Here is a 25,711-nt window from a genome sequence, read left to right as displayed (position 1 = left end):
AAGGCTATGCCTGCACGAGGGCGCCTGCAATCGCTCGTTCGACGAACGACGTGCGCCTATTTCTTGAGCAGGTCGAGCACCGCCACGGTCATCGCCTGAGTCCCCAGCGTCACCGAGGGCTTGGGCTCGATCTTGAAGAAGGGCGAATGGTGCGCGGGCACCGGCTTGCCGCCCTTCTTGTCCGCGTCGATCTCGGCCTGCGGGGTGCCGCCGACGATGAAATAGGCGCCGGGCACGCCCAAATCCTGCTGGATGAAATAGGCGAAGTCCTCGGCGCCCATGCTCTGGCGCTCCTCGAAATGCATGATGCCTTCGCCGAACGCGCTGGTGAAGGCGCCGCGCACGCGCTGGGTCAGCGCGGGATCGTTGCGCGTCACCGGAGTCGATTCGAAGCCGACCCTGACCTGCGGCAGCTTGTCCTCGGGCAGCCCGTTCATCCGGCCGACATTGGCGGCGATGCGCTTGATCCCGTCGAGCAGCTTCTTGCGCGTCTCCTCGTCGTCCGAGCGCACGGTGAGCTGGAGCTCGGCCTTGTCCGAGATGATGTTGTGCTTGAACCCCGAATGGAACGAGCCGACCGTCACCACGCCGGGCTTCAACGGCGCGATCTCGCGGCTCACCAGCGTCTGCAGCGCCATCACGATCTCGGCGCCCATCAAGATCGGGTCCTTGCCCATGTGCGGCGCCGCGCCGTGGGTGCCGACGCCATGGATGGTGATGTCGACGCTGTCCGACGAGGAGGAGCTGATCCCCGGCTCGAGCCCGAGCTTGCCGGTGGGCACGCCAGCGGTGACGTGGAAGGCGACGGCATAGTTGGGCTTGGGGAAGCGCGTGTAGAGCCCGTCGGCGAGCATCCGCCGCGCGCCGTCGATCCGCTCCTCGCCGGGCTGGACGACGAACACCACCGTGCCCTTCCACCGGTCCTTCATCTTCGCGAGCTGGCGCGCGGTGCCGATCATCGCGGTGATGTGCACGTCGTGGCCGCAGGCGTGCATCACCGGCTTGACGATCCCGTCGATATCGGTCTGCGTCACCGTCGACATATAGGGCAGCCCGCTGTCCTCCTTGAGCGGCAGCGCGTCCATGTCGGCGCGCACCAGCACCACCGGCCCGTCGCCGTTCTTCATCACCCCGACCACGCCGGTGCCGCCGACCTTCTCGGTCACCTCGATGCCTCCAATGGCGCGCAGTTCCCTGGCCATGATCGCCGCGGTGCGCGTCTCCTTGAACGAGAGCTCGGGGTTCTTGTGGAAGTCGAGGAACAGCTTCTCGAGATGCGCGGTATAGTCCGCCTCGACCGCCGGCGCGAAGTCCGGCCCGGCAAGCGCGGGCGCGGCGAGCAGCGAGGTGGCGAGAAGCGCGGTCAGCAGACGCATGGCAGTATCCCCCGGGTTATGTTGCTCAATTCCTCCCCCGGAGGGGGAGGGGGACCGCCGAAGGCGGTGGAGGGGTAGCTCCCCGCACAACCAACGGTATCGCTCGGGGCGACTACCCCTCCACCAGCTTCGCTGGTCCCCCTCCCCCTCCGGGGGAGGAATGATCGGTGCAGGCTATCAGATGGAAAGTGCGGCGCAATCCGCTTACATCGCGACGACGATGTCCGACCCCAATTCCCCCAACCGTTTCAACGAAGAGACCGCGACCTACGCCGTGCGCGGGTCGGAGACGCCCGATCTCGACGCCGGGGTGGCGGCGATCCGCAATGTCCTGAAGACCTTGCCCGTGCGGCCGGGCGTCTATCGCATGCAGGATGCGCGCGGCGACGTGCTCTATGTCGGCAAGGCGCGCGCGCTCAAGAACCGCGTCGCCAACTACACCCAGCCCGCCAAGCTCTCCAACCGCCTGCGCCGGATGATCGCGCAGACCCGGTCGATGACCGTGGTGACGACCAACAACGAGGCCGAGGCGCTGCTGCTCGAGGCGCAGCTGATCAAGCGCTTCCGCCCCGCCTACAATGTGCTGCTGCGCGACGACAAAAGCTTCCCCTACATCCTGCTGCGCGGCGACCATGATTTCCCGCGCGTCCAGCTCCATCGCGGCGCGCGGCGCATCAAGGGCGACTATTTCGGGCCGTTCGCGGGCGCGGGGCAGGTGCGGAAGACGCTCAATGCGTTGCAGAAATTGTTCCTGTTGCGCTCCTGCACCGACGGTTTCTTCAACACCCGCGACCGGCCGTGCCTGCTCTACCAGATCCGCCGCTGCTCGGCGCCCTGCGTCGATCGCATCGACAAAGAGGGGTATGAGGAACTGGTGTCCGACGCGCGCGACTTCCTGTCGGGCAAGTCGACCAAGGTCCAGGCCAAGCTCGGCGAGCAGATGCAGGCCGCGGCCGCGAATCTCGATTTCGAGCTCGCCGCGGTGCTGCGCGACCGGTTGAAGGCGCTGACCTTCATCCAGGGCAGCCAGGCGATCAACGCCGAGGGGGTGGGCGACGCCGACATCTTCGCGCTCGCGTGCAAGCAGGGGGTGATGGGCATCCAGGCCTTCTTTATCCGCGGCGGGCAGAATTGGGGCCACCGCGCCTTCTTCCCCGCGCACACCGCCGAGGTGCCGGAGGAGGAGGTGCTGAGCCAGTTCCTCATGCAATTCTACGAGGAGGTCCCGCCGCCCAAGACGGTGCTGCTCGACCGCGAGCTGCCCGAGGCGGCGCTGCTCGGCGAGGCGCTGGCCGAGCGCGCCGGGTTCAAGGTCGAGCTTTCCCGCCCCCAGCGCGGCGCGCGGCGCAAGCTGATGGAGCAGGCGCAGCGCAACGCGGTCGAGGCGCTCGACCGGCGCATGGCCGAATCGACCACCCAGGCGAAGATATTGCGCGACATCGCCGACCTGTTCGGGCTGGCCGAGCCGCCCGACCGGATCGAGGTTTATGACAACTCGCACATCCAGGGGACCAATGCGGTCGGCGCGATGATCGTCGCCGGGCCGGAGGGATTCCGCACCGGCCAGTATCGCAAGTTCAACATCCGCAGCGCCGCGACCGACGATGATTTCGCGATGATGCGCGAGGTGTTCACGCGCCGCTTCAGCCGCGCGCAGGAAGAGGACCCGGATCGCGACAGGGGCGTGTGGCCCGATCTCGTGCTGATCGACGGCGGGCGCGGCCAGCTCAACGCCGCGCGTGCGGTGCTGGAGGAGCTGGGGATCGAGGATGTCTGCCTGGTCGGCGTCGCCAAGGGGCCGCATCACGGGCGCGAGGGGCGCGAGGTGTTCCATCTGATGGACGGCAGCGAACGGATGCTGCCGGCCAATTCGCCCGCGCTGTTCCACATCCAGAAGCTGCGCGACGAGGTCCACCGCTTCGCGATCGGCGCGCACCGCCAGAAGCGCGCCAAGGCGATCACCGCCAGCCCGCTCGACGAGGTTCCGGGCATCGGCCCGGCGCGCAAGAAGGCGCTGCTGATGCACTTCGGCACTGCGCGCGCGGTGCGCGGCGCCAGCCTCGACGACCTCAAAAAGGCGCCTGGCGTGAGCGCCGCGGTCGCGCAGCAGGTCTACGACTTCTACCACGCGCGCTGATCGCGCTTGCCCCCGTCGCGGCCCGCGCTAGGTTCCGGTGAGAACACCGGGGGTTACAATGATCCGTAAGACTGCCTTGCTGGCCGTGCTGCTGGCATCCGCCGCGCCCGCATGGGCGGGCGACAAGCCCGTCTATGCGCCGGCGCCGGACTGGGTGAAGCCGGCGCCGCCGGTCGACCCGGCGAAGATCGGCGAGGACGCGCCGGTGCTCCTGGTGCTCGACCAGCAGCAGCGCTTCGCCGAGGGGCAGGTGTGGCACTATGTCGAGAGCGCCATGCGCATCGCCTCGCCGCAGGTGCTGACCCAGGCGGGGACGATCACGCTCCCCTGGAGCCCGGACCGGGGCGACCTGATCGTGCACAGCGCATCGATCCTGCGCGACGGCGAGACGATCGACCTGCTCGCCGGGGGCAAGCAGCTGTCGGTGATCCGGCGCGAGCAGAAGCTCGAGCAGATGCAGCTCGATGGGCTGCTCACCGCGACGATGCCGGTCGAGGGGCTGCGCGTCGGCGACGTGCTGCGCCTGCGCTTCTCGACCACGCGCAAGGACCCCACGCTCGGCGGCGAGATGCAGAGCAGCCTGCCGCTGTTTCCCGAGCCGATGCGCGTCCAGTTCGGACGCGTGCGGATGATCTGGCCCGAGACGGCGAAGGTGAACTGGAAATCCTATGCCGGCTATGCCAAGCCGCAGGTGACCAGCATCGCGGGCGGCTATCGCGAGTTGAGCGTCAGTCTGCCGATCCCCAAGCAGGTCGAGATGCCCCAGGACGCGCCCGCGCGGTTCCAGCCGATGACCTTCATCGACGCGACCAGCTATGCCGGCTGGGCGGCGGTCGCGCGGACGATGGCGCCGCTTTACCGCACCCAGGGCCTGATCGCGCCGGACAGCGCGCTGGCCAAGGAAGTCGCCGTCATCGCGAGCGGCTCGAGCGACCAGCGCATGCGTGCTGCTGCGGCGCTGCAGCTGGTGCAGGACAAGGTCCGCTACCTGTTCAATGGCATGGCGCAGGGCAATTACGTACCTCAGTCACCGGTGGAGACCTGGTCGCTGCGCTATGGCGACTGCAAGGCCAAGACCCTGTTGCTGCTGGCGATCCTGCGCGAGCTGGGAATCGAGGCCGAGGCGGTGCTGGTGCACAGCAAGCTCGGCGATCTGGTGCCGACCCGGCTGCCGATGCCGGGCGCGTTCGACCATGTCATCGTGCGCGCGGTGATCGGCGGCGAGAGCCTGTGGCTCGACGGCACCTCGAGCGGCGACCGGCTCGCCGATCTCGGCAACGTTCCGCCCTTCCGCCATGCGCTGCCGCTGCGCGAGACGGGAGCGGAGCTGATCGCGCTGCCGGCGCGCCCGAGCGCGCGGCCCGATGTCGATGCCGAGATCGACATGGATCAGAGCGCGGGCATCCATTTTCCCGCGCCGTTCACCGCGAAGCTCACGATGCGCGGTCAGATCGTGCAGATGCTGCGCGCCGCGACCGCGACGCTGGGCAAGGACGAGATCGAGAAGATGGCCGGCGGCGCGATCGACGAATATGTCTCCGGCAGCACCTATACCGAGCGCAAGCTGAGCTTCGACGATGCCGCGGGCACGGTCGTCGTCACCGCGGCCGGAATCGCCTATCCCGGCTGGGTGCGCGAGAATGAGCGCTTCAAGATCACGCTCGACGCCGCGGTGCAGGGAATCGGCTTCGAACCCGACCGCAGCCGCACGGCGTGGCGCGACCTGCCGGTCTCGACCGGCGATCCCGGCCATGCCCGCGTCCGCATCAGCTATCGCCTGCCGGGCGGCGGGGCGGGCTTCGCGTTCGAGGGCGACGAGAAGCTGCCGGCGCAGATCGCCGGGCGCGTGCTGGCGCGCCAGACCAGCGTGGCGGGCGGGGTGCTCACGGTCGAGGACCGGCGCATCGTCACCGGCGCCGAGGTCGCGCCGGCGGAGATCGGCGCCGCGCGTCAGCAGCTCGCCCAGGCCAAGACCCGGCTGCTCCGCGCGGTCGCGCCCGCCGCCTATCCGCAGCGCTGGCAGGACGTGGCGAGCGCACGCAAGAGCGGGGCGTTCCAGAAGATTCTCGCCGCCTATGGCCAGCGCATCGCCAAGGATCCTGGCGAAGCCGATGGCTATATCCACCGCGCCTGGTTCTACGAACGCGTGTTCGATTATCCCGCGGCGATCAAGGACATGGACAAGGCGATCGCGCTTCAGCCCTCGGTCGATTCGCACCTGCGCCGCGCCGGCCTGTTCCAGGCGAGCGGGCAGCTCGACAAGGCGATCGCCGATGCCGACGCCGCGCGCGAGCTCGATCCCGGCTCGTCCACCGCGATCAGCACCGCGATCAACCTGCGCGGCGAGAAGGGCCAGCGCGCCGAGGCGCTGGAGATGGTCGAGCGCCAGATCGAGGCAGCGGGCAAGGACAAGCCCGACTTCCTCTCGCTCAAGGCCGATCTGCTCGCCGACGACGGCCGCGCGGACGAGGCGCTGGCGGTGCTCGACGCGGCGGTGACGGCGCATCCGGGCAATCCTGCGCTGCTCAACAGCCGCTGCTGGCTCAAGGGCACGCGCCAGCTCGCGCTCGATACCGCGCTCAAGGACTGCACCCGCGCGATCGAGCTGAGCGACAATCCCGCGCCGGCGCTCGACAGTCGGGCGATGGTCTATTTCCGTCTCGGCCGCACCGAGGAGGCGTTGGGCGACCTCGACGCCGCGCTCGATACCGCGCCCGACATGGCCGCGGCGCTCTACATGCGTGGCGTGGTGCGCAAGGCGGCGGGACAGGCCGGGAGCGACACCGATCTCGCCGCGGCGCGGATGATGGCGCCGCGCATCGACGCCCAATATGGCAAATGGGGGATCAAGCCCTGAGCGGCTTTTGGGAAATCTTCACCGCCGCGCGATAATGCCGCGTCATGCCGACTCGCGTGTTCCTGACCGTCGATACCGAGCTGATGTGGCGGCACCACGCCGCCGGGCTCGACATCGACGCCATCGCCGAACGCTCGCTCGAGCCGGCGGGGGTCGGCATCGGCTATCAGCTCCGCATGCTCTCGCGGCATGGGCTCAAGGCGACCTTCTTCGTCGATCCGATGCCGGCGGTCGCCTATGGCATTGACCCGATCAAGCGCGTGGTTGAGGCGATTCTCGCGGCGGGGCAGGAGGTGCAACTGCATCTCCACCCCAACTGGGCCGCAGCAAGCGACGAAGAGCGCGGCCGTCACGCTTCGTTCGAGCTGATCGACTTCACGCTTGCCGAGCAGCGCGAGCTGATCCGCGCCGCGTCCGACCTGCTCGTTGCGGCGGGTGCGCAGAAGCCGGTGGCGTTCCGCTCGGGCAGCTATTCGGCGAGCGACGATACGCTGACCGCATTGGCCGAGCTCGGCTTCCGCTACGACAGCAGCCATAACGGCTCCGAGCATCCCTGGCCGAGCGCGATCGGCTTGCCCGAGCGCCAGATCGCGCCGGTCGAACATCGCGGGATCATCGAGCTGCCGGTGACCCTTATCGAGGACCGCGCCGGGCATCTGCGTCATTTCCAGATCTGCGCGCTGTCGACCGCCGAGATGCGCGATGCGCTCGATCATGCCGGGCGCGCGGGTCATGTCGCGGTGACGATCGTCAGCCACGGCTTCGAGCTCGCCAACCGCGCCGGCACGCGCCCCAATGCGGTGCACGTCCACCGCTTCGAGGCATTGTGCCGGATGCTCGCCGAGCGCCGCGGCGCGCTGGTCACCAGCCATTTCGCCGGGCTTCCCGACCTCCCGCTCGACCGCGACGACGCGCCGCTGGGGCCCAGCCTGCTCCGCACGCGCCTCCGCCAGGCGCAGCAGCTCTGGTCGAACCTGGTGGCGGAGCGGGCCGCGTGACCAGCGTCGCGGCCGCCGCGCTCAACTTCCGCATCGGCGCGCGCACCGTGCTGCGCGTCAAGCGGACGATGGTGCCGGTGCCGGTGAGCCTCGATGGGGCGCGCGAGGGGCGGCTGCCGCAGCTCCCGCCGCTGCCCGACGACGCGCAGGGCTATATCGTGACCTCGCTGCCGGAGGACCGGCTGGAGGCGATGACCTATGCCTCGGGCGGGATGATCGGCTTCGTGCGCCAGCGCTATACGCGTTACTTCGCGGACCTGACCGGCACCTACGACGCCTATCTCGGCAGCCTCTCGTCCAACGCGCGCCAGGGGGTGAAGCGCAAGGCCAAGAAGGTCGCGCAGGTGTCGGGCGGGCAGCTCAATGTACGGCGCTTCCGTACCCAGGCCGAATTGCAGGCGTTCCACGGCATCGCGCGGGGCATCGCGGTCAATACCTATCAGGAAAAGCTGATGGGCGAGGGGCTGCCCGGCACGCCCGATTTCATCCGCACGATGCTGGAGAAGGCCGCCGCGGACGAAGTGCGCGCGTGGCTGCTCTTCATCGGCGACGCGCCTGCCGCCTATCTCTATTGCCCGGCGATGGGCGAAACGTTGATCTACGAATATGTCGGGCACGATCCTGCGTTCAACGAGCTGTCTCCGGGGGCGGTGCTGCAGATGGAGGCGTTTCGCGACCTGTTCGCGGAGGGCCGGTTCGCGCGGTTCGACTTCACCGAGGGCGAGGGGCAGCACAAGCGGCAATATTCGACCGGCGGGGTCGCCTGTCTCGACCTGCTGCTGCTCCGCCCCAGCCTCGCCAATCGTGCGGCGACTACGGCACTCGGCGGCTTCAACCGCGCGGTGGCGGGCGGCAAGGCACTGGTCGAGGCCGCGGGGCTGGACGGGCTGAGCAAGAAGCTGCGGCGGGGCTGAAAACCACCGCCATTGCGCCTACACAGACGCCATGCACCTCGCCACCACCGCCATCGTCCTCGCGATCCGCCCGCACGGCGAATCCGGGGCGATCGTGCGGGCGCTGACGGCAGAGGCGGGGCTGCTGGCCGGCTATGTCCGTGGCGGGCGTTCGCGGCAGCTGCGGCCGGTGCTCCAGCCCGCCAACGTCATCCTCGGCGACTGGCGCGCGCGGACCGAGGAGCAATTGCCCGCGCTTACCGTCGAGCTGGTCCATAGCCGCGCGCCGATGTTCCGCGAGCCACTGCCCGCCGCCGCGTTCGAATGGGCGACCGCGCTCACCGCCGCCTCGCTGCCCGAGAGCCAGCCCTATCCGCAGATCCACGCCGCGCTCGGCGGCATGCTCGACGCGATCGAGGCGGCGCCCGCGGCGCGCGGCTGGGCGGCGGCGTTGGTGCGTTACGAGTTGCTGATGCTGGCGGCGCTCGGCTTCGGGCTCGATCTCGACCGCTGTGCCGCGACCGGCATCAATGACGACCTCGCTTATGTGAGCCCGAAGAGCGGGACCGCGGTCAGCCGCTCGGGCGCGATCGGCTATGAATCGCGCCTGCTGCCATTGCCGCGCTTCGTGATCGCAGGCGGGGCGGCGGAGTGGGACGACATCTTCGCAGGCCTGCGCCTCACCGGGCATTTCCTCGAGCGCGACCTGCTGCACGGCAAGGCCGCTGAGGTGCTCGCCGCGCGCGCGCGGCTGGTCGAGCGGCTCAAGAGGGCGGTTGCGTGACGCCGCCAAGGCGGTAATGCGCGCTTAGATTGTGGCGGCACCAGCCCGCTCCCCCACCCGGCCTCCCAACGCCAGTATCCTATGGGTGGCCGGGTGGGGGAGCGGGCTGGTGCCGCACACGGTCCAGCACCGCTGGACCGAGGACGAGCGTGGGAGTGCCAATGCCGCTGATCGCAATTCTTCCCGGCGACGGGATCGGCCCCGAAGTCACCGCGCAGGCGCGCCGCGTGCTCGACGCGCTCGATCTCGGCCTGACCTTCGAGGAGGCCCCGGTCGGCGGCGCGGCCTATTTCAGCGACGGCCATCCGCTTCCCGAGCGCACGCTCGACCTTGCGCGGCGTGCCGACGCGCTGCTGTTCGGCGCAGTCGGCGATCCGCGCTGCGATAATCTCGAACGCCATCTGCGGCCCGAACAGGCGATCCTCGGTCTGCGCAAGGCGCTCGAGCTGTTCGCGAACCTGCGCCCGGCACGGCTGTTCCCCGGCCTCGAGGACGCCTCGGCGCTCAAGCCTGAGGTGGCGGGCGCGATCGACATGGTGATCGTGCGCGAGCTCAACGGCGACGTCTATTTCGGCGAGAAGGGCATGCGAACCACCGCGAGCGGGCGCCGCGAGGGCTATGACATCATGTCCTATAACGAGGACGAGGTGGCGCGCATCGCCCGGGTCGGGTTCGAGACCGCGCGGGTGCGCAACAGGAAGCTCTGCTCGGTCGACAAGGCCAATGTCCTCGAAACCTCGCAGCTGTGGCGCGACGTGGTGATCGAGGTCTCGGCCGAGTTCCCGGACGTCGCGCTGACCCATATGTATGTCGACAACGCCGCGATGCAGCTGGTGCGCAACCCGGGCCAGTTCGACGTGATCGTCACCGGAAACCTGTTCGGCGACATCCTCTCGGATCAGGCGAGCATGTGCGCGGGCTCGATCGGCATGCTGCCCTCGGCCGCGCTCGGCGGGTCGGGCAAGGGGCTGTACGAGCCGATCCACGGCTCGGCGCCGGACATTGCGGGACAGGGCAAGGCCAATCCCTGCGCGACGATCCTCTCGGCAGCGATGCTGCTGCGCTATTCGCTTGGGATGGAGGACGCGGCCGACCGGATCGAGGCGGCGGTGACCGCGGCGCTGGTGCGCGGCGCACGGACCGCGGATCTGGGTGGATCGCTCTCGACCGCCGAGATGGGCGACGCGGTGCTGAAGGCCCTGGGGTGAGCCAGGCTTCGCTCGAGCTGGCGGTCGTCATTCCGACCTTCAACGAGCAACGCAATGTGCCGGTGCTCGTCGCCGCGCTCGACAAGGCGCTGGCGGGGCGGCGCTGGGAAGCGATCTTCGTCGACGACGACAGCCCGGACGGCACCGCCGACGCGGCGCGCGAACTGGGGCGGATCGATCCGCGCGTCCGCGTGATCCAGCGCATCGGGCGGCGCGGCCTCTCCTCGGCGACGATCGAGGGGATGTGCGCGACCGCCGCGCCGTTGGTCGCGGTGATCGACGGCGACATGCAGCATGACGAGACGCTGCTGCCGCGGATGCTCGACGCGCTCCAGGCCGATGCCGGCCTCGACGTCGCGATCGGCTCGCGCTTCGTCGACGGCGGCGGCACTGGTGCGTGGGATGGCGACCGCGTCGCCAAGTCGGCGCTCGCGGCCAAGCTGTCGCGCCGCGTGCTCAAGGCCGATCTCACCGATCCGATGAGCGGCTTCTTCATGATCCGCAGCGAATTGGTGCGGGGCATGGTCCCGCATCTCTCGGCGATCGGTTTCAAGATCCTGCTCGACATCATGACGGCCAGCCCGCGGCCGCTGAAGTTCGTCGAGCTGCCCTATGTCTTCCGCACCCGTGCCGAGGGCGAGAGCAAGCTCGATCACGTCGTGGCGATGGAATATCTGATTGCGCTCTACGACCGCATGTTTGGGCGTGTGATTCCGGTGCGGTTCGTAATGTTCTCGGGCGTCGGTGCGCTCGGCGCGGGGGTGCATTTCGGAGCGCTGTGGCTGTTCTACCGCCTGTTCGGCTACAGCTTCCTCACCGGTACGATCGTCGCGACGCTGGTGGCGATGACGTTCAACTTCTTTCTCAACAACGCGCTCACCTATCGCGACGCGCGCCTCAAGGGGTTCCGCCAGCTTCTGGACGGCTGGATCGGTTTCTGCCTGGTCTGTTCGGTCGGCGCGATCGCCAATGTCGGGGTGGCGGCGTTCCTCCACGACGTGCAGCAGGCGCAATGGGCGCCCTCGGCGCTCGCCGGCATCCTGGTGGCGGCGGTGTGGAACTTCGCGCTGTCGTCGCGCTTCGTATGGGGCAGGTACTAAGATTTGATCCGGCTATAGCCGGATGCGGCGCCAGCCAGTGTGCGGTGCCTCGACAAAGCTAAGCCCAGCTGGAGAACCACATCCAGCGTTCGAACCCCCGCGGGCTGGACAAGGCCTGCGCGGCGAGGATCGGGTAGAAATAGGCGAACAGCCCGACGCACAGCACCAGGAACCACTCATCGTTGCGCTTCACGCGCGCCGCATAGTGGTGAAAGGCCACCGCCAGCACGACCGACAGGATGATGCCGGGCAGATAGTAATAATAATAGAAGCCGAGCGACTTGGGGATTACCGCCCACACCCCGAGCGCGAAGGTCCACAGGAGCGCGGCGGCGAGCGGCGCGGCCCCCTTTTCGCGCAGCCCAGCCCACCAGCACGCCGCCACCGCGACCAGCCCGCCCCACATGATCGCGGGATTGCCGATCAGCAGCACGCCGCGCGTCGCGCCCTGGTCGGGCTCGTAGAAATACCAGATCGGGCGGATCAGCAGTGGCCAGCTCCACCAGTCCGACTGGTAGTTATGCGGAGTCAGCGCCTGCGTCTGGAGCTTCCACATCTCGAGCTGGAAGGGGATCAGCTTGGCCAGCGTCAGCGGCTCGGTCGCGTAGAAGAAGGCGGGCGCGAAGGTCAGGAAATAAGTGGCGATGCTGACCGTGCCGAGGATCGCGAGGCCCGCCAGCCAGTTCATCCCGCCGAAGCGCTCGGCCTGCCCGCGCCGCAGCCACAGGAAGGCGACCCCGGCGAAGGCGACATAGGGCACCGCCGCCCATTTGACCGCGACGGCCGCGCCCAGCAGCACGGCGCAGGCCGCCCAGCGCCACAGCGCGCGCCGCGAATCGCTCCGCATCGCCCACAGGAAGGCGACGCCGCCCCACACCAGGAACATGCCGAGGAACGCGTCGAGCATCGCGATCCGCGCCTGCACGAACACCAATTGCCCCAGCGCCGCGAACAGCGCGGCGAACAGGGCCGGGCGCGTCGCGCGCGTCAGCAGCCAGGTAAAAGCATAGACGCCGACGATGGTCAGCGCGCCGGCGAGGCAGGCGGTCAACCGCCAGCCGATCGGATTGTCACCGGCCACGAGCATGCCGAGCGCGATCAGGATCTTGCCGAGCAGCGGATGCTCGATGTTCACCGGATGCGAGAGCTCGAGCAGCACGCGCGTGGCGGGCACATAATGGACTTCGTCGAAGGTCAGCTTGCTCGGCCGGTCGAGTCCGATGCCGAACAGCAGCAGCGCGGCAATGCCGATCAGCAGCGCCAACAGGACGGGGCGTTGTTCGAGGCGATCGAGCATCGGCGAGTTGGATAGCGTAGCTTTTGGGCGCCGTCACCCGCTGCCCTTGCGCGCCTGTGCCCTAGGCTTCTAGAGGGTTCGCCATGAAGCGCCGTACCGGACAAGACCGTAACGTCACCCGCAACTGGAAGCCCGCCACGCTCGCCGTGCGCGGGGGCACCGCGCGCAGCGAATGGGGCGAGACGAGCGAGGCGCTCTTCCTGACCTCGGGCTACGCCTATGATTGCGCCGGCGACGCCGCCGCGCGCTTCGCGGGCGACCAGCAGGGCATGACCTATTCGCGGCTGCAGAACCCGACGGTCGAGATGCTCGAACAGCGTATCGCCCTGCTCGAAGGCGCGGAGGCGTGCCGCGCCACCGCGAGCGGCATGGCGGCGATGACCGCGGCGCTGCTCTGCCAGCTGTCGGCCGGCGACCATCTGGTCGGCGGGCGCGCGGCGTTCGGCTCGTGCCGCTGGCTCACCGATACGCTGCTGCCGCGCTTCGGGATCGAGACGACGGTGATCGACGCGCGCGACCCGCAGCAGTTCGCCGACGCGATCCGCCCGAATACCAAGGTGTTCTTCTTCGAGACCCCGGCCAACCCGACGATGGACGTGGTCGACCTGAAGGCTGTGTGCGACATCGCGCGCGCGCGCGGCATCGTCACGGTGGTCGACAACGCCTTCGCCACGCCCGCGCTGCAGCGGCCGCTGGAGTTCGGCGCCGACGTCGTCGCCTATTCGGCGACCAAGATGATGGACGGGCAGGGCCGCGTGCTCGCGGGCGCGGTGTGCGGGACCGAGGCGTTCATCAACGACACGCTGCTGCCCTTCCACCGCAACACCGGGCCGACGCTGTCGCCTTTCAACGCCTGGGTGGTTCTGAAGGGGTTGGAGACGCTCGACCTGCGCATCCAGCGCCAGAGCGAGAATGCGCTGAAGGTCGCGCGCTTCCTCGAAACCCGCGTGCCGCGCGTCAATTTCCCCGGCCTGCCGAGCCACCCGCAGCACAATCTGGCGATGGCCCAGATGAGTGCGGCGGGGCCGATCTTCTCGTTCGAGCTCGACGGCGGGCGCACCCAGGCGCACGGCCTGCTCGACGCGCTCGGCCTTATCGACATCTCGAACAATATCGGCGATTCTCGCTCGCTGATGACTCACCCGGCCTCCACCACCCACAGCGGCGTCGCCGAGGACCAGCGCCTGATCATGGGCGTGGGCGAGGGGATGCTGCGCCTCAATGTCGGGCTGGAGGATCCGGAGGACCTGATCGCCGATCTCGACCAGGCGCTCGGCGCGGTCGGGTTGTGAAGGCGCTCTTCTCCGAGGAGGAAATCACGCGCGACATCGTCGTGCGCGTCTCGGTGAGCTATCTGCCCGAACAGTCCGAGCCCGATCGCGGCCGCTGGTTCTGGGCCTATCACATCCGCATCGAGAATGCGGGGCACCAGGCGGTGCAGCTGCTCACCCGCCACTGGATCATCACCGACGGCCGCGGTTCGCGCCATTCGGTGGAGGGTGAGGGCGTGGTCGGCGAGCAGCCAATGATCGCCCCGGGCGCGAGCTACGACTATGTCTCGGGCTGCCCGCTGGCGACGCCCACCGGATCGATGCAGGGCAGCTATCGCATGGTCGGCGCCGACGGCATGGAGTTCGACGTGGCGATCCCCAAATTCACCCTGTTGGCGCCGGCGGTAGCGGAATGAAGCGGACTCATCTTCCCCTGAACGGCCTGCGCGTGCTCGACGCCGCCGCGCGGCACCTCTCCTTCACACGCGCCGCGGACGAGCTGGCGGTGACCCCGGCCGCGGTCGGGCAGCAGATCCGCGCGCTCGAGGATACGCTCGGCGTCGTCCTCTTCCGCCGCACCACCAAGGGGCTCGAGCTGACGCCCGAGGCCGAGGCGGGGCTCGCGGCGCTGCGTGCCGGGTTCCTCCAGTTCGAGGAATCGGTGCGCGCGATGCAGGCGGGCCAGTCGTCCAAGTCACTGACCATCGCCGCACCGCGCGACCTGACCGAGAAATGGCTGATGCCGCGGCTCGCGGACATCGCGCGCGACGATGCCGAACTGCGCTTCGTGCTGATCGCCGCGGACGAGGCGATCGACTTCACCGAAGCCAATCTCGACCTCGCGATCCGCTGGGGTGAAGGTCCCGGCGAACATGAGGGCGAGGCGCTGGAGAGCGACGGCATGGTCACCGTCGCCCGCCCCGGATCGAATGCCGAGACGCCGATCGCCTGGCCCGGCTGCGTCGCCGAGGATGGCGTGGCGCTGGTGCGCGTCGGCGATGCCGGGCTTGCGCTTGACGCGGCGGCGCAGGGCCTCGGGCGCGCGACCGTGCCCGAGTTGCTCGCGCGCGACGATATCGAGGCAGGGCGCGTCGCAGTGGTCGGCGATCCCAAGCCCTCGCGGCTCGGCTACTGGATGGTCGCGCCGCTGCCGCAATGGCGGCAGAAGAAGGTCAAGACACTGGTCGAGGCATTGGGAGAGGCGTGATGCTGGCAACTCTTGTGGCGATGCTCGCATTGGCGCAGGAGGCACCCCGGTTTCCGCCCCATTATGCCGGCCGCGCCACGACCTGCCCGGTCGGCGGCGAGAAGTTCGATGCCCCGGCGCTGATGCACTATTCGACCTTCGGCGCGCTGCCCGACGGGCAGCCGATCGGGTCGATCGGCTTTCCCATCCTGCTCGCCGAGTGCCCGGGCAACGGGCTGGTGATCTTTGACGAGTTCACGCCCGAGCAGGTGGCGAAGCTCGGGCCGCTGGTCGCGAGCGACGCCTATAAGGCCCTGCGCGGCGCCGAGAGCAGCTACTACCGGGCCTCCTGGCTGGCCGACGCGCTGGGAGACAAGAAGCAGGCGGCGTGGCTGCTGCTGTCCGCGACCTGGGAAGCCAAGAATACCGACCCGGCCAGTGAGCGGGCGCGCCGCTACAACGCCGCGTTCGCCGCGGCGGCGACGGCGGTGCCGGCTGACGCCAAGGACTTCCAATCGATCGCGCTGCGCGCCCGTGCCGCCAACGCCCTGCGCGAGCTGGGCCAGTTCGACGAGGCGGAGGCGTTGCGTGCTGGCATCGTCGTCGCGCCGGACGCGGGCGGTGACGGCGAGGATGCGCCGAAGAACCGCGAGGGATGGTCGGGCTATCTCAAGAAGCTTGCGGGGCCGATCGCACGCAAGGATCCGGCGCGCCTGCCGATCGACATGATGGCGGACCGCGACGTGACGTTCCGCTGCCTCGGCCAGGAATATGCGGCGCGCCACAAGCAGCCTGCGCCGCCGCCCCTGACGGCGTTCGAGACCGAATATTGCGCACGGCCCGAGCTCGCCGCGGACCTCGCCGAGCACCGCAAGAAACTCGCCGCGGAGTGATCGCGCCGCGCGACACACCGGTGCTCCAGACGCCGCGGCTGATCCTGCGCCCGCGCCGGATCGAGGACGCCGACGCGCTGCATGCCGCGTTCGCCGATGCCGAGCTGATGACCTATTGGTCCGGCCCGCCGCATGAAAGTGTCGAGGAGACGCGCGCCGATTTCGCGCGCGAGGCGCCCGAGTGGCGCCGCTGGACGATCACGCTGCGCGGCGACGACACGGCGATCGGCCTGGTCGCGGCGGGCGAGAAGCGGCAGGGCAACGTCACCGAGCTCGGCTACATGCTCGCCCGCGCGCATTGGGGCGGCGGCATCGCCCGCGAGGCGGTGAGCGCGGTGATCGACCGCGTTTTCGCCGAGGGCCAGCGGCGCGTCTTCGCCGATACCGATCCAGACAATATGGGCTCGCGCGCGCTGCTCGAACGGCTCGGCTTCAAGTTCGAGGCGCTCCTACGCGCCGAATGGGAGACCCATCTCGGCGTGCGCGACACGACGATCTACGGCCTGCTTCGCGACGAGTGGCGCGGCGGCCGCTGAGCCGTCGCCTCAGGCGTCGATCGCTTCCTCGTCGAGCCGCGCTGCATTCTCCTGGATGAAGGCGAAGCGGTGCGCCGGGTTGGTGCCCATGAGGCGATCGACCAGGTCCTTCACCCCCGCGCGCTCCTCATATTCCTGGGGCAGGGTGATGCGGATCATGCCGCGCGTCTTCGGGTCCATCGTCGTCTCGCGCAGCTGTGCGGGGTTCATCTCGCCCAGGCCCTTGAAGCGCGCCACCTCGACCTTGCGGCCCTTGAACTCGTTCGCCTCGATCTCGGCACGATGCGCGTCGTCGCGCGCGTAGAGCGACTTGGTCCCGGCGGTCAGCCGGTAGAGCGGCGGCTGGGCGAGGTAGAGATGCCCGCGGCGCACCACCTCCGGCATCTCCTGGAAGAAGAAGGTCATCAGCAGCGTCGCGATATGTGCGCCGTCGACATCGGCGTCGGTCATGATGACGATGCGTTCGTAGCGCAAATTGTCGGGCACGCAGTCCTTGCGTGTGCCGCAGCCCAGCGCCTGGATCAGGTCGGCGATCTCGCTGTTCGCGCCGATCTTCGCCGAGGTGGCGCTGGCGACGTTCAATATCTTGCCGCGGATCGGCAGGATCGCCTGGGTCTTGCGGTCGCGCGCCTGCTTGGCGCTGCCGCCCGCGCTGTCGCCCTCGACGATGAACAGTTCGGTGCCGGCGGGATCGTCGGCGGAACAGTCGGTGAGCTTGCCGGGGAGGCGCAGCTTGCGGCCCGAGGTCGCGGTCTTGCGCTTGACCTCGCGCTCCTGCTTGCGGCGCAGGCGATCGTCCATCCGCTCGAGCACATAGCCGAGCAGCGCCTTGCCGCGGTCCATGCGGTCGGCGAGGAAATGGTCGAAATGGTCGCGCACAGCCTTTTCGACCAGGGCGGTCGCCTCGGGCGAGGTCAGCCGATCCTTGGTCTGCGACTGGAATTGCGGTTCGCGGATGAACACCGAGAGCATCAGCTCGGAGCCGACCATGATGTCGTCGGCGGTGATGTCCTTGGCCTTTTTCTGTCCGACGAGGTCGCCGAACGCGCGGATACCGCGCACCAGTGCCTGGCGCAGCCCCTGCTCGTGCGTGCCGCCGTCGGGCGTGGGGATGGTGTTGCAGTACCAGCTGTAGGAACCGTCGCTCCACAGCGGCCACGCCACCGCCCATTCGACCCGGCCCTGGCCTTCGGGAAACTCCTGGCCGCCCGAGAAGAATTCCGCCGTCGCGCCCTCGCGCGTGCCGAGCTGTTCCTTGAGGTGATCGGCAAGACCGCCGGGGAACTGGAACACCGCCTCGGCAGGCGTATCGTCGCTGATCAGTTCGGGATCGCATTTCCAGCGGATCTCGACGCCTGCGAACAGATACGCCTTGGAGCGCGCCAGCTTGTAGAGCCGCGCCGGCTTGAACTGCATCTCGCCGAAAATCTCGGAATCGGGAACGAAGCTCACCACGCTCCCGCGCCGGTTGGGGATTCCGCCGAGATGCTCGAGCGGACCCAGCGTCTGGCCCTGGCTGAAGCGCTGGCGATAGAGCTGCTTGTCACGCGCCACCTCCACCACCGTGTCGACCGACAGCGCATTGACCACGCTGATGCCGACGCCGTGCAGACCGCCGGACGTCGCATAGGCCTTGCCCGAGAATTTGCCGCCCGAATGGAGCATCGAGAGGATCACCTCGAGCGCCGACTTGTCCGGGAATTTGGGATGCGGGTCGATCGGAAAGCCGCGGCCATTGTCGCTGATCGTCAGCCGGTTGCCGGCCTCCAGCGTCACCTCGATCCGGTTGGCGTGCCCCGCCACCGCTTCGTCCATCGCATTGTCGAGCACTTCGGCGGCGAGGTGGTGTAGCGCGCGCTCGTCGGTGCCACCGATATACATGCCCGGGCGGCGGCGGACCGGCTCGAGCCCCTCGAGCACCTCGATCGACGAGGCGTCATAGGCATTGGCGGGCGTTGCGGAAGCGGGCTGGAACAAATCGGAGGACATCGTCCCGTTGCTATATCGTGCCGCGGCGCAGGGGCAAGCGATGCCGTCGACACGTCCGCTGCGGATCGTTTCGATGCGCAACCGTCATCATTCTGCGCTATGTTGGCCCGCACGGATCGTAGGGGGACGACCATGCCCTTTCTGGACGATGATTTCATCGACATGCGCTGCGACGACGGCAGCATCTGGCACCTCTATTGGGGCGACGAGGTAGAGCTGGTCTCGACCAGCGCCGCCGGCCACCGCATCAAGGCGCTGGAGCATGGCGGCAAGGTGCGGCGTGAGGGGCTCGTCAAATCCTCGGCGCGGTTCCGCGACACCGCGCTGCTGCGCCTGTCGATGATCGACGTGCAGCAGGGCGACGGGCTGATCCTGGAGACGCCGGGGCGCAAGACGATCTTCATCGACGGCGGCGACAACAAGCTGTTCGCGCGCCACGCCGCCTTCCGCTTTCGCGGCACCAGCGTGGCCGATCCGCTCAAGGTCGACCTGCTACTCGTCACCCATGGCGATGCCGACCATTTCGAAGGGCTCAACATCCTGCAGGGGACCGAGACCGAGGACGGGATCGACGAGCGGCAACGGCTCTTCATCGTCCCGCTGCGTTATTACCATAACGGCATGGTCAAGCGGCCAGGCAACAAGCCCGACGGGGTGGCGCGCAAGGACCTGGAGATGCTGGGCGCGATCACCGAGGTCGACGGCGTGCCGTTCGTCACCGGCCTGGTCGACGATCCCGCCGACGTGCCCGAGATCGAGCGCAACAAGCATTTCAAGCCATGGGTCAAGGCGCTGGAGACCTGGGACGCGCGGACCATGGCCCTGACCGGCGCACCGATGGTCCGCCGCCGGATCGATCATTTGAGCACCGATGCGTTCGATTTCCTGCACGAGGACGGTGTCGTCGTCGAGCTGCTCGGACCGATCAGCGAACCGACGCCGAACGGACCCGGCCTGCGCTTCCTGCGCACCCCGCCGAGCAATGCCGACATGATGCTCGGCACCTTTCCGCCGCCGGGCAAGGGCAGCTGGTCGGACAGCCACACGATCAACGGCCATTCGATCACTTTTCGCCTGCGCTACGGCAATGTCCGCTTCATGTTCACCGGCGACATGAACCAGGAATCGATGGCGCGGATGCGTGCGGCGCTGCCCAATGCCGCCTTGCGCTCGGAAATCCTCAAGACGCCGCACCATGGCGCGGCGGACTTCGACATGGAGTTCCTGAAGGAGGTCGGTGCGGTCGTCTCGATGATCTCGTCGGGTGACGAGAGTGCGGCCAAGGAGCATATCCACCCGCGTGCCACGCTGATGGCGGCGCTGGGCAAGGCCTCGCGCACCACGCCCGCGGTGATCTTCTGCACCGAACTCGCCGCGTTCTTCGCGATGCGCGGACCCTCGCGCGATCTCGATCCCGGCGCGAAGGAGAAGCCGGTCTATTTCGGGTTCGAGCGCACCAACTACGGCATCATCCACATCCGCACCGACGGCACGCGTGTGCTCGCCTTCACCCACTCGGGCGAGCGCGGCACCAACGAAGCCTATCGCTTCGCGGTCTCGGCCAACGGGGACATCGCCTTCGCGCCCAAGCCCGTGTCGGTCAGCGCGCCAAAATTGCCTTAGGGCGGATATTCGACCTCCGATCCTCCCCCGCCAGGGGGAGGTGGCGCGAAGCGCGACGGAGGGGAAGGAAGCACACCGCCAGCGTTCTGGCATCCGCCCCCTCCGTCAGCCTGCGGCTGACACCTCCCCCTGGCGGGGGAGGATTTCCAAGTTACCGAACCCGCGGGCCGCCATAAGGCAGCGGCGGCGGCGGACGGCGGTCGCGGCGGGGCAGCTGCGCCTGATAGGCGTGGCCGCAATGCGCGACGCAATAGGGGAAGCCCGGGTTCACCTTGTCGCCGCAGAAGTGGAAGTCGGGCTCACCGGGATGGCCGAGCGGCCATTTGCAGATCTTGTCGTTGAGGTCGAGCAGGCTGGTCTTGCCCTCGATCTCCTTGCTCGGCTTGGCCGGCACCAGGCGGCGCGGCGGCGCGGGGGCGATCGGCGGAGTCTGCTCGCCGGGATTCTGACGGATGAAGCCGCCCGGGCCGACCGAGCGCAGCACCGGACCGTCCGCCTTGGGCGTGGCGGGCACCGCAGTGGCGGCAGCCGGCTCAGCCTCGCGCGGCTGGGGAGCCGGGGCGGGGGCGGGCCTGGGCGCGGGAGCCGGCTTGGGTGCCGGCGCGGCCTCGGCGGCGGGTGCGGCCGCCTTCGCCTCGGGCGCATTGGGCTTTACGGGCGAGGGGCGCGAGGCGAGGCCGAGGCGGTGCGCCTTGCCGATCACGGCATTGCGGCTCACCCCGCCCAGTTCCTCGGCGATCTGGGTGGCGGTCATGCCGCTGTCCCACATCTTGCGCAGCGTCTCGATCCGTTCGTCGGTCCAGCTCATTCAAACGTCCTTACATCATCCCCGTTGCGGGGCGCGGCGGCAGCCTTTACCCGGCCTTGATATGGCCGAACAACCCCAGCCGCATGAAACCATGATCCCCGCCCCCGGCGTTCCGGTGATTCGCAACGTCAATTGGGGAGGGCTGTCGACGCTATATGTGAAGGAGGTGCGCCGGTTCTTCAAGGTGCAGCTCCAGACGATCTGGGCGCCGGCCGTCTCGCAGCTGCTGTTGCTGGTGGTGTTCACCACCGCGCTCGGCGCGCGCGGCGAGGTGTCGGTGGGCGGAGTCGGCGTCCCCTTCGGCACCTTCATCGCGCCGGGGCTGGTCATCATGGGGATGCTCAACAACGCCTTCGCCAATTCGAGCTTCTCGCTGCTGGTCGGCAAGATCCAGGGCACGATCGTCGACTATCTGATGCCGCCGCTCTCCACTGGCGAGCTGCTCGCGGCGCTGTGCGGCGGCGCGGTGACGCGCGCCTTCTGCGTCGGCGCGACGGTGTGGCTGGCGATGCTGCTGTTCCTCGGCGCGGTGATGATCCCGCAGAACCCGTTGGCGGTGCTGTGGTTCGGCTTCTTCGGCGCGCTGATGCTCGCCTTTCTCGGCGTGCTGACCTCGATCTGGGGGGAGAAGTTCGATCACGCCGCGGCGGTGACCAATTTCGTGGTCGCGCCACTGACCTTGCTCTCGGGCACCTTCTATTCGGTCGATCGGCTCTCGCCCGCTTTCCAGACGGTGAGCCATTTCAATCCGTTCTTCTACGTGATCTCCGGCTTCCGCTACGGCTTCCTCGGGGTGAGCGACGGCTATGTCTCGATCTGGACCGCGGGCGGTATCGTGCTGGCGATCGACGTGGTGCTGGGTATCGCCTGCTATCTCCTCCTGCGCAGCGGGTGGAAGCTCAAGAACTAGCGGGGGTTGCCGCTCCGTTTCGGGGGCGATAAAAGCGCGCTCCGGGCGGTCCGGTTGGGCCGCCTTTGTCGTTTCCGGAGTCCAACCCTCAAGCCTAGGAGGAGCAGTCCAATGTCGATCACCCCGCTCATGCCCGTCTACCCGCGGTGCGATGTGCGTCCGGTGCGAGGCGAGGGCTGCTATCTGATCGGCGAGCGAGGGGAGCGTTACCTGGACTTCGCCGCGGGCATCGCGGTCAACGCGCTGGGCCATGGCCATCCGCACGTCACCAAGGCGATCGCCGAGCAGGCCGCGACGCTGATGCACGTCTCCAACCTCTACGGCTCGCCGCAGGGCGAGGCGCTGGCGAAGCGCATCACTGACAATTGCTTCGCCGATACGGTGTTCTTCACCAATTCCGGCGTCGAGGCGATCGAGTGCGCGATCAAGACCGCGCGCCGCTATCACTATGTCAACGGCAACCCGCAGCGGCACAAGCTGATCACCTTCAAGAACGCCTTTCACGGCCGTTCGATCGGAGCCATTTCGGCCACCGACCAGCCCAAGATGCGCGACGGGTTCGAGCCGCTGCTGCCGGGCTTTGCATATGCGAAGTTCAACGATCTCGAAGGCGCGGTGTCGTTGATCGACGACGAGACCGCCGGCTTCCTGGTCGAGACGGTGCAGGGCGAGGGCGGGATGACTGCCGGCACGCTCGAGTTCATCCAGGGCCTGCGCAAGGCGTGCGACGAACATGGCCTGCTGCTGATTCTCGACGAGATCCAGTGCGGCTATGGCCGAACCGGCAAGTTCTTCGCCTATGAGCATTACGGCATCACGCCCGATATCATGACCGTGGCGAAGGGGATCGGGAACGGCTTCCCGCTCGGCGCCTGCCTCGCCACGGAAGAGGCGGCCAAGGGCATGGTGTTCGGCACGCACGGCTCGACCTATGGCGGCAACCCGCTCGCCATGGCGGCGGGTCAGGCGGTGCTCGACGTGATGCTCGAGCCCGGCTTCTTCGAGCATGTCGAGAAGATGGGCGAGCGGCTGCGCGCGGCGTTCGAGCAGCTGATTCCCAACCATGACCATCTGTTCGACGAGATCCGCGGCAAGGGGCTGATGCTCGGCATCAAGCTCAAGGAACCGGCGGTGAGCCGCGAGTTCGTGGCGCATCTGCGCGACAATCACGGGCTGCTGACCGTCGCGGCGGGCGAGAATGTGTTCCGCGTGCTGCCGCCGCTGGTGATCGACGAGAGCCATATCGCCGAGTGCATCGAGAAGCTGAGCGCAGGCGCGCGCAGCTACGTGCCGCCGGCGGACGATTGATCCTTCCCGCCGGCGCCGCAGCGCGGTGCCGGCGGTGACGGGGGAGCCTTCACATGACCTATCGCAACTTCCTGAGCCTTTCCGATGCCGGGCCTGACGGCGTCGCCGCGATCCTCGTTGACGCGATCGACCGCAAGCGCGCCCGCGCCGGCCTGCCCAAGGGCGCGCCCGACGCCGACGCGCCGCTCGCCGGCCATACGCTGGCAATGGTGTTCGAGAAGAACTCGACCCGCACTCGCGTCAGCTTCGAGATGGCGATCCGCCAGCTCGGCGGCAGCGCCGTGGTGCTCGACGCCGCGACCAGCCAGCTCGGCCGCGGCGAGACGGTGGCGGACACCGCGCGCGTGCTCTCGGGCTATTGCGACGCGATCATGGTGCGCACCGACGATCACGCCAAGCTGCTCGAAATGGCCGACTATGCCACGGTGCCGGTGATCAACGGCCTGACCGACGACAGCCATCCCTGCCAGATCATGGCCGATCTCCAGACGATTCTGGAGAGCGGCAAGGCGCTGCCCGGGCTCAAGGTCGCCTGGCTCGGCGACGGCAACAACGTGCTGGCCTCGTTCATCGAGGCGGCGGGGCTGATGCATTTCGACGTGGTCGCCGCCTGCCCGCAGAGCTTCGCGCTGCCCGAAAGCGCGATGGCGGCGGGCAAGGGCCGCGCGCGCACCGTCAACGATCCCGCCGAGGCGGTCGCCGGCGCCGATGTGGTCGTCACCGACACCTGGATCTCGATGGGGCAGCAGCATGCGGACGCGAAGCTCGCCGCGCTCGCCCCCTATCAGGTGACCGCGGCGCTGATGGCCAAGGCCAAGCCCGACGCGAAGTTCCTCCACTGCCTCCCCGCGCATCGCGGCGAGGAAGTGACCGGCGAGGTGATCGACGGGCCGCAGTCGCTGATCTGGCCCGAGGCGGAGAACCGCCTCCATGCCCAGAAAGCCGTGCTGCGCTGGTGCTTCGGCCAGATCGGCGCCGATCTCGGATGAGTTGAAGCGCGGGTTCGCGATCCCATATTCCCGCGAAACCCGACAATCCGTTCGTCTCGATTGTGGTCTGGCATTGCCGGACCCCGGTTCGCTTGAACGGTGGAGACAAGACAGTGACCAACCCCGCCGATCTCGACCGCACGGTCAACTTCACCTTGCCGGCGCGCCATGCGCGCGGCCGCGTCGCGCGGTTGGGGCCGGTGCTCGACCGCATCCTCGAGGCGCACGCCTATCCCGCGCCGATCGAGCGCGTGCTCGCCGAGGCGCTGACGCTGACCGCGTTGCTCGGCTCGACGCTCAAGGACACGACGGGCCAGCTCACGCTGCAGGCGCAGACGCCGGCGCAACGCGGCGGCGGCATCGTCAGGCTGCTGGTGTGCGACTATAAGGGCGGCGAGCTGCGCGGCTATGTCGATTTCGATGCCGAGCGGCTGGCGGAGCTGGGCGCGAGCCCGTCGCTCTACGCGCTGTTCAACCAGGGCTATCTCGCGATCACCTTCGACCAGGTGGCGACCGGCGAGCGCTATCAGGGCATCGTCCCGCTCGACGGCGGCTCGCTGGCCGAGGCTGCGGAGAATTATTTCGATCAGTCCGAGCAGATCCCCAGCCTAGTGCGGCTCGGCGTCGGCCATGACGCGCGGGGCAAGTGCGTCGCCGGCGGGCTGTTCCTCCAACACCTCCCCGAGGGGGAGGAGGGCGGCGAGCGGCTGCATACGCGCGACCATCATCCCGAATGGGAGCATGTCGAGGCGCTCGGCGGGACGATGGGCGCCGACGAGCTCGCCGACCCGGCGATCCCGCTCGAGACCCTGGTGTGGCGGCTGTTCAACGAGGAGGATGAGGTGCGCGTGCAGGGCGGAGTGGAACTCGCCCGTGGCTGCCGCTGCGACTCTGCCTATATCGAGTCCGTGCTCGCCAAGTTCAGCGCCGAGGACCGCGCGGAGATGGCGGAGGACGGGATCATCACGGTGGACTGCGCCTTTTGCGCGCAGAAGTTCCCCATCGCGGTGAGTGACGCCGCGCCGCAACCATAATTGTCAGGTAAACGAAAGGCGAATCGTGCTAGAGGAGCGATGAAATGAGAAAATTCGCTTTTATCGGCACAGCATCGGCGTTGCTCGTTGCTGGCAGCGGCTATGCGCTTGCCCAGTCCGGCACGCTTGCCGCACTCGCAAAGATCGAGCGCGGCGAGTGGCAGCTGCGCGCCTCCGACGGCAGCACCCGCTCGATCTGTGTCACCGATCCGCGCGTGCTGCTCCAGCTGCGTGAGCGTTCCGCCGGCTGCACCAACTTCGTCGTCGAGAACGGGCCGAACACCGGCCGGATCACCTTCACCTGCCCGAGCGGCAAGAGCGACACGCGGATCACGGTGGAAACGCCGCGACTGATCCGCCTCGAGACGCAGGGGATTATCCGCGGCCTGCCCTTCACCGAGGAATATGAAGGGCGGCGTACCGGCATGTGCAAGGCGGCCGCGCGCTAGGCCGTCGTCAATCCTCCCCCGAGCGGGGGGAGGTGGCGCCTTGCCGCGTCCCGGCAAAGCCGGTA

The 25,711-nt window shown here is 68.4% G+C and carries 22 protein-coding genes; 18 read left to right on the top strand and 4 right to left on the bottom strand.

Annotation, left to right across the window (positions count from 1 at the left end):
- Positions 1-56: 56 nt before the first annotated feature.
- On the bottom strand, positions 57-1,376 hold the full coding sequence (locus OK349_RS08880) for an amidohydrolase (protein ID WP_265117457.1): 1,320 nt from the start codon (positions 1,374-1,376) through the stop codon (positions 57-59).
- Positions 1,377-1,596: 220 nt separating this feature from the next.
- Here OK349_RS08880 and uvrC point away from each other — a divergent pair, with 220 nt between their 5' ends.
- The 7 genes from uvrC to OK349_RS08845 all read left to right on the top strand — a co-directional run bounded on the left by uvrC (position 1,597) and on the right by OK349_RS08845 (position 11,353).
- Positions 1,597-3,513, top strand: coding sequence for an excinuclease ABC subunit UvrC (gene uvrC / locus OK349_RS08875; RefSeq protein ID WP_265118567.1), 1,917 nt, complete (start codon positions 1,597-1,599; stop codon positions 3,511-3,513).
- Between the two features lie 58 nt (positions 3,514-3,571).
- Positions 3,572-6,370 (top strand): DUF3857 domain-containing protein, encoded by a 2,799-nt coding sequence (locus OK349_RS08870; protein WP_265117456.1) that lies wholly within the window; start codon positions 3,572-3,574, stop codon positions 6,368-6,370.
- Positions 6,371-6,414: 44 nt separating this feature from the next.
- A complete protein-coding gene (locus OK349_RS08865) occupies positions 6,415-7,368 on the top strand; it encodes a polysaccharide deacetylase family protein (RefSeq protein ID WP_265117455.1) in 954 nt (317 codons plus the stop codon).
- A complete protein-coding gene (locus OK349_RS08860; RefSeq protein WP_265117454.1) occupies positions 7,365-8,282 on the top strand; it encodes a GNAT family N-acetyltransferase in 918 nt (305 codons plus the stop codon). The genes OK349_RS08865 and OK349_RS08860 overlap by 4 nt, the downstream gene beginning before the upstream one ends.
- Before the next feature lie 31 nt (positions 8,283-8,313).
- A complete protein-coding gene (recO, locus tag OK349_RS08855) occupies positions 8,314-9,045 on the top strand; it encodes a DNA repair protein RecO (RefSeq protein WP_265117453.1) in 732 nt (243 codons plus the stop codon).
- A 161-nt stretch (positions 9,046-9,206) separates the two neighbouring features.
- Positions 9,207-10,253 carry a 3-isopropylmalate dehydrogenase gene (gene leuB, locus OK349_RS08850; protein ID WP_265117452.1) on the top strand — a complete coding sequence of 349 codons (1,047 nt, stop codon included), beginning with the start codon at positions 9,207-9,209 and terminating at the stop codon, positions 10,251-10,253.
- Positions 10,250-11,353 carry a glycosyltransferase gene (locus OK349_RS08845; protein WP_265117451.1) on the top strand — a complete coding sequence of 368 codons (1,104 nt, stop codon included), beginning with the start codon at positions 10,250-10,252 and terminating at the stop codon, positions 11,351-11,353. Before leuB ends, OK349_RS08845 begins: the two co-directional genes overlap by 4 nt.
- A gap of 58 nt (positions 11,354-11,411) precedes the next feature.
- Here the strand turns inward: OK349_RS08845 and OK349_RS08840 are convergent, their stop codons facing one another.
- The gene (locus OK349_RS08840) at positions 11,412-12,650 is read right to left on the bottom strand and encodes a phospholipid carrier-dependent glycosyltransferase (RefSeq protein WP_265117450.1); all 1,239 of its coding nucleotides are present in this window, start codon (positions 12,648-12,650) and stop codon (positions 11,412-11,414) included.
- Positions 12,651-12,733: 83 nt separating this feature from the next.
- On the opposite strand from OK349_RS08840, the gene metZ reads away from it, so the two are divergent.
- Genes metZ through OK349_RS08815 form a run of 5 tightly spaced genes read left to right on the top strand, consistent with a single transcriptional unit; the run spans position 12,734 to position 16,536 of the window.
- Entirely contained in the window at positions 12,734-13,942 is a 1,209-nt protein-coding gene (gene metZ, locus OK349_RS08835) for an O-succinylhomoserine sulfhydrylase (RefSeq protein WP_265117449.1), read from the top strand.
- Complete coding sequence (apaG, locus tag OK349_RS08830) at positions 13,939-14,337, top strand: Co2+/Mg2+ efflux protein ApaG (protein WP_265117448.1); 399 nt, start codon at positions 13,939-13,941, stop codon at positions 14,335-14,337. Before metZ ends, apaG begins: the two co-directional genes overlap by 4 nt.
- Positions 14,334-15,128, top strand: coding sequence for a LysR family transcriptional regulator (locus OK349_RS08825; protein ID WP_265117447.1), 795 nt, complete (start codon positions 14,334-14,336; stop codon positions 15,126-15,128). Before apaG ends, OK349_RS08825 begins: the two co-directional genes overlap by 4 nt.
- Entirely contained in the window at positions 15,128-16,000 is an 873-nt protein-coding gene (locus OK349_RS08820) for a hypothetical protein (protein WP_265117446.1), read from the top strand. The genes OK349_RS08825 and OK349_RS08820 overlap by 1 nt, the downstream gene beginning before the upstream one ends.
- The gene (locus OK349_RS08815) at positions 15,997-16,536 is read left to right on the top strand and encodes a GNAT family N-acetyltransferase (RefSeq protein WP_265117445.1); all 540 of its coding nucleotides are present in this window, start codon (positions 15,997-15,999) and stop codon (positions 16,534-16,536) included. The genes OK349_RS08820 and OK349_RS08815 overlap by 4 nt, the downstream gene beginning before the upstream one ends.
- Before the next feature lie 9 nt (positions 16,537-16,545).
- On the opposite strand, the gene parE is transcribed toward OK349_RS08815, so the two are convergent.
- On the bottom strand, positions 16,546-18,525 hold the full coding sequence (parE, locus tag OK349_RS08810; RefSeq protein ID WP_265117444.1) for a DNA topoisomerase IV subunit B: 1,980 nt from the start codon (positions 18,523-18,525) through the stop codon (positions 16,546-16,548).
- 132 nt (positions 18,526-18,657) lie between these two features.
- Between parE and OK349_RS08805 the strand changes: the two genes are divergently transcribed.
- Positions 18,658-20,148, top strand: a complete 1,491-nt coding sequence (locus tag OK349_RS08805) for a ComEC/Rec2 family competence protein (RefSeq protein WP_265117443.1) — start codon at positions 18,658-18,660, stop codon at positions 20,146-20,148.
- Between the two features lie 151 nt (positions 20,149-20,299).
- On the opposite strand, the gene OK349_RS08800 is transcribed toward OK349_RS08805, so the two are convergent.
- On the bottom strand, positions 20,300-20,956 hold the full coding sequence (locus OK349_RS08800) for a GcrA family cell cycle regulator (RefSeq protein ID WP_265117442.1): 657 nt from the start codon (positions 20,954-20,956) through the stop codon (positions 20,300-20,302).
- Between the two features lie 61 nt (positions 20,957-21,017).
- Here OK349_RS08800 and OK349_RS08795 point away from each other — a divergent pair, with 61 nt between their 5' ends.
- The 5 genes from OK349_RS08795 to OK349_RS08775 all read left to right on the top strand — a co-directional run bounded on the left by OK349_RS08795 (position 21,018) and on the right by OK349_RS08775 (position 25,646).
- Positions 21,018-21,866, top strand: coding sequence for an ABC transporter permease (locus OK349_RS08795; protein WP_265117441.1), 849 nt, complete (start codon positions 21,018-21,020; stop codon positions 21,864-21,866).
- A 111-nt stretch (positions 21,867-21,977) separates the two neighbouring features.
- On the top strand, positions 21,978-23,174 hold the full coding sequence (locus OK349_RS08790; protein WP_265117440.1) for an aspartate aminotransferase family protein: 1,197 nt from the start codon (positions 21,978-21,980) through the stop codon (positions 23,172-23,174).
- A 53-nt stretch (positions 23,175-23,227) separates the two neighbouring features.
- The gene (gene argF / locus OK349_RS08785; RefSeq protein ID WP_265117439.1) at positions 23,228-24,163 is read left to right on the top strand and encodes an ornithine carbamoyltransferase; all 936 of its coding nucleotides are present in this window, start codon (positions 23,228-23,230) and stop codon (positions 24,161-24,163) included.
- 113 nt (positions 24,164-24,276) lie between these two features.
- Positions 24,277-25,197, top strand: coding sequence for an Hsp33 family molecular chaperone HslO (locus tag OK349_RS08780; RefSeq protein ID WP_265117438.1), 921 nt, complete (start codon positions 24,277-24,279; stop codon positions 25,195-25,197).
- 44 nt (positions 25,198-25,241) lie between these two features.
- A complete protein-coding gene (locus OK349_RS08775) occupies positions 25,242-25,646 on the top strand; it encodes a hypothetical protein (protein WP_265117437.1) in 405 nt (134 codons plus the stop codon).
- Positions 25,647-25,711: the final 65 nt, after the last annotated feature.

This window comes from Sphingomonas sp. BT-65, from assembly GCF_026107375.2.
Lineage (GTDB): Bacteria > Pseudomonadota > Alphaproteobacteria > Sphingomonadales > Sphingomonadaceae > Sphingomonas.
This window is presented reverse-complemented; position numbering and strand designations above follow the sequence as displayed.

Excerpts from the sequence above, each read along its gene's own strand:
- OK349_RS08820 (WP_265117446.1), top strand. The coding sequence starts at position 15,128 with ATGCTGGCAACTCTTGTGGCGATGCTCGCATTGGCGCAGGAGGCACCC.
- OK349_RS08840 (WP_265117450.1), bottom strand. The coding sequence starts at position 12,650 with ATGCTCGATCGCCTCGAACAACGCCCCGTCCTGTTGGCGCTGCTGATC.
- argF (WP_265117439.1), top strand. The coding sequence starts at position 23,228 with ATGACCTATCGCAACTTCCTGAGCCTTTCCGATGCCGGGCCTGACGGC.
- OK349_RS08880 (WP_265117457.1), bottom strand. The coding sequence starts at position 1,376 with ATGCGTCTGCTGACCGCGCTTCTCGCCACCTCGCTGCTCGCCGCGCCC.
- OK349_RS08775 (WP_265117437.1), top strand. The coding sequence starts at position 25,242 with ATGAGAAAATTCGCTTTTATCGGCACAGCATCGGCGTTGCTCGTTGCT.
- leuB (WP_265117452.1), top strand. The coding sequence starts at position 9,207 with ATGCCGCTGATCGCAATTCTTCCCGGCGACGGGATCGGCCCCGAAGTC.
- OK349_RS08865 (WP_265117455.1), top strand. The coding sequence starts at position 6,415 with ATGCCGACTCGCGTGTTCCTGACCGTCGATACCGAGCTGATGTGGCGG.
- OK349_RS08790 (WP_265117440.1), top strand. The coding sequence starts at position 21,978 with ATGTCGATCACCCCGCTCATGCCCGTCTACCCGCGGTGCGATGTGCGT.
- metZ (WP_265117449.1), top strand. The coding sequence starts at position 12,734 with ATGAAGCGCCGTACCGGACAAGACCGTAACGTCACCCGCAACTGGAAG.
- uvrC (WP_265118567.1), top strand. The coding sequence starts at position 1,597 with ATGTCCGACCCCAATTCCCCCAACCGTTTCAACGAAGAGACCGCGACC.
- parE (WP_265117444.1), bottom strand. The coding sequence starts at position 18,525 with ATGTCCTCCGATTTGTTCCAGCCCGCTTCCGCAACGCCCGCCAATGCC.
- OK349_RS08795 (WP_265117441.1), top strand. The coding sequence starts at position 21,018 with ATGGCCGAACAACCCCAGCCGCATGAAACCATGATCCCCGCCCCCGGC.
- OK349_RS08800 (WP_265117442.1), bottom strand. The coding sequence starts at position 20,956 with ATGAGCTGGACCGACGAACGGATCGAGACGCTGCGCAAGATGTGGGAC.
- recO (WP_265117453.1), top strand. The coding sequence starts at position 8,314 with ATGCACCTCGCCACCACCGCCATCGTCCTCGCGATCCGCCCGCACGGC.
- OK349_RS08805 (WP_265117443.1), top strand. The coding sequence starts at position 18,658 with ATGCCCTTTCTGGACGATGATTTCATCGACATGCGCTGCGACGACGGC.
- OK349_RS08870 (WP_265117456.1), top strand. The coding sequence starts at position 3,572 with ATGATCCGTAAGACTGCCTTGCTGGCCGTGCTGCTGGCATCCGCCGCG.
- OK349_RS08825 (WP_265117447.1), top strand. The coding sequence starts at position 14,334 with ATGAAGCGGACTCATCTTCCCCTGAACGGCCTGCGCGTGCTCGACGCC.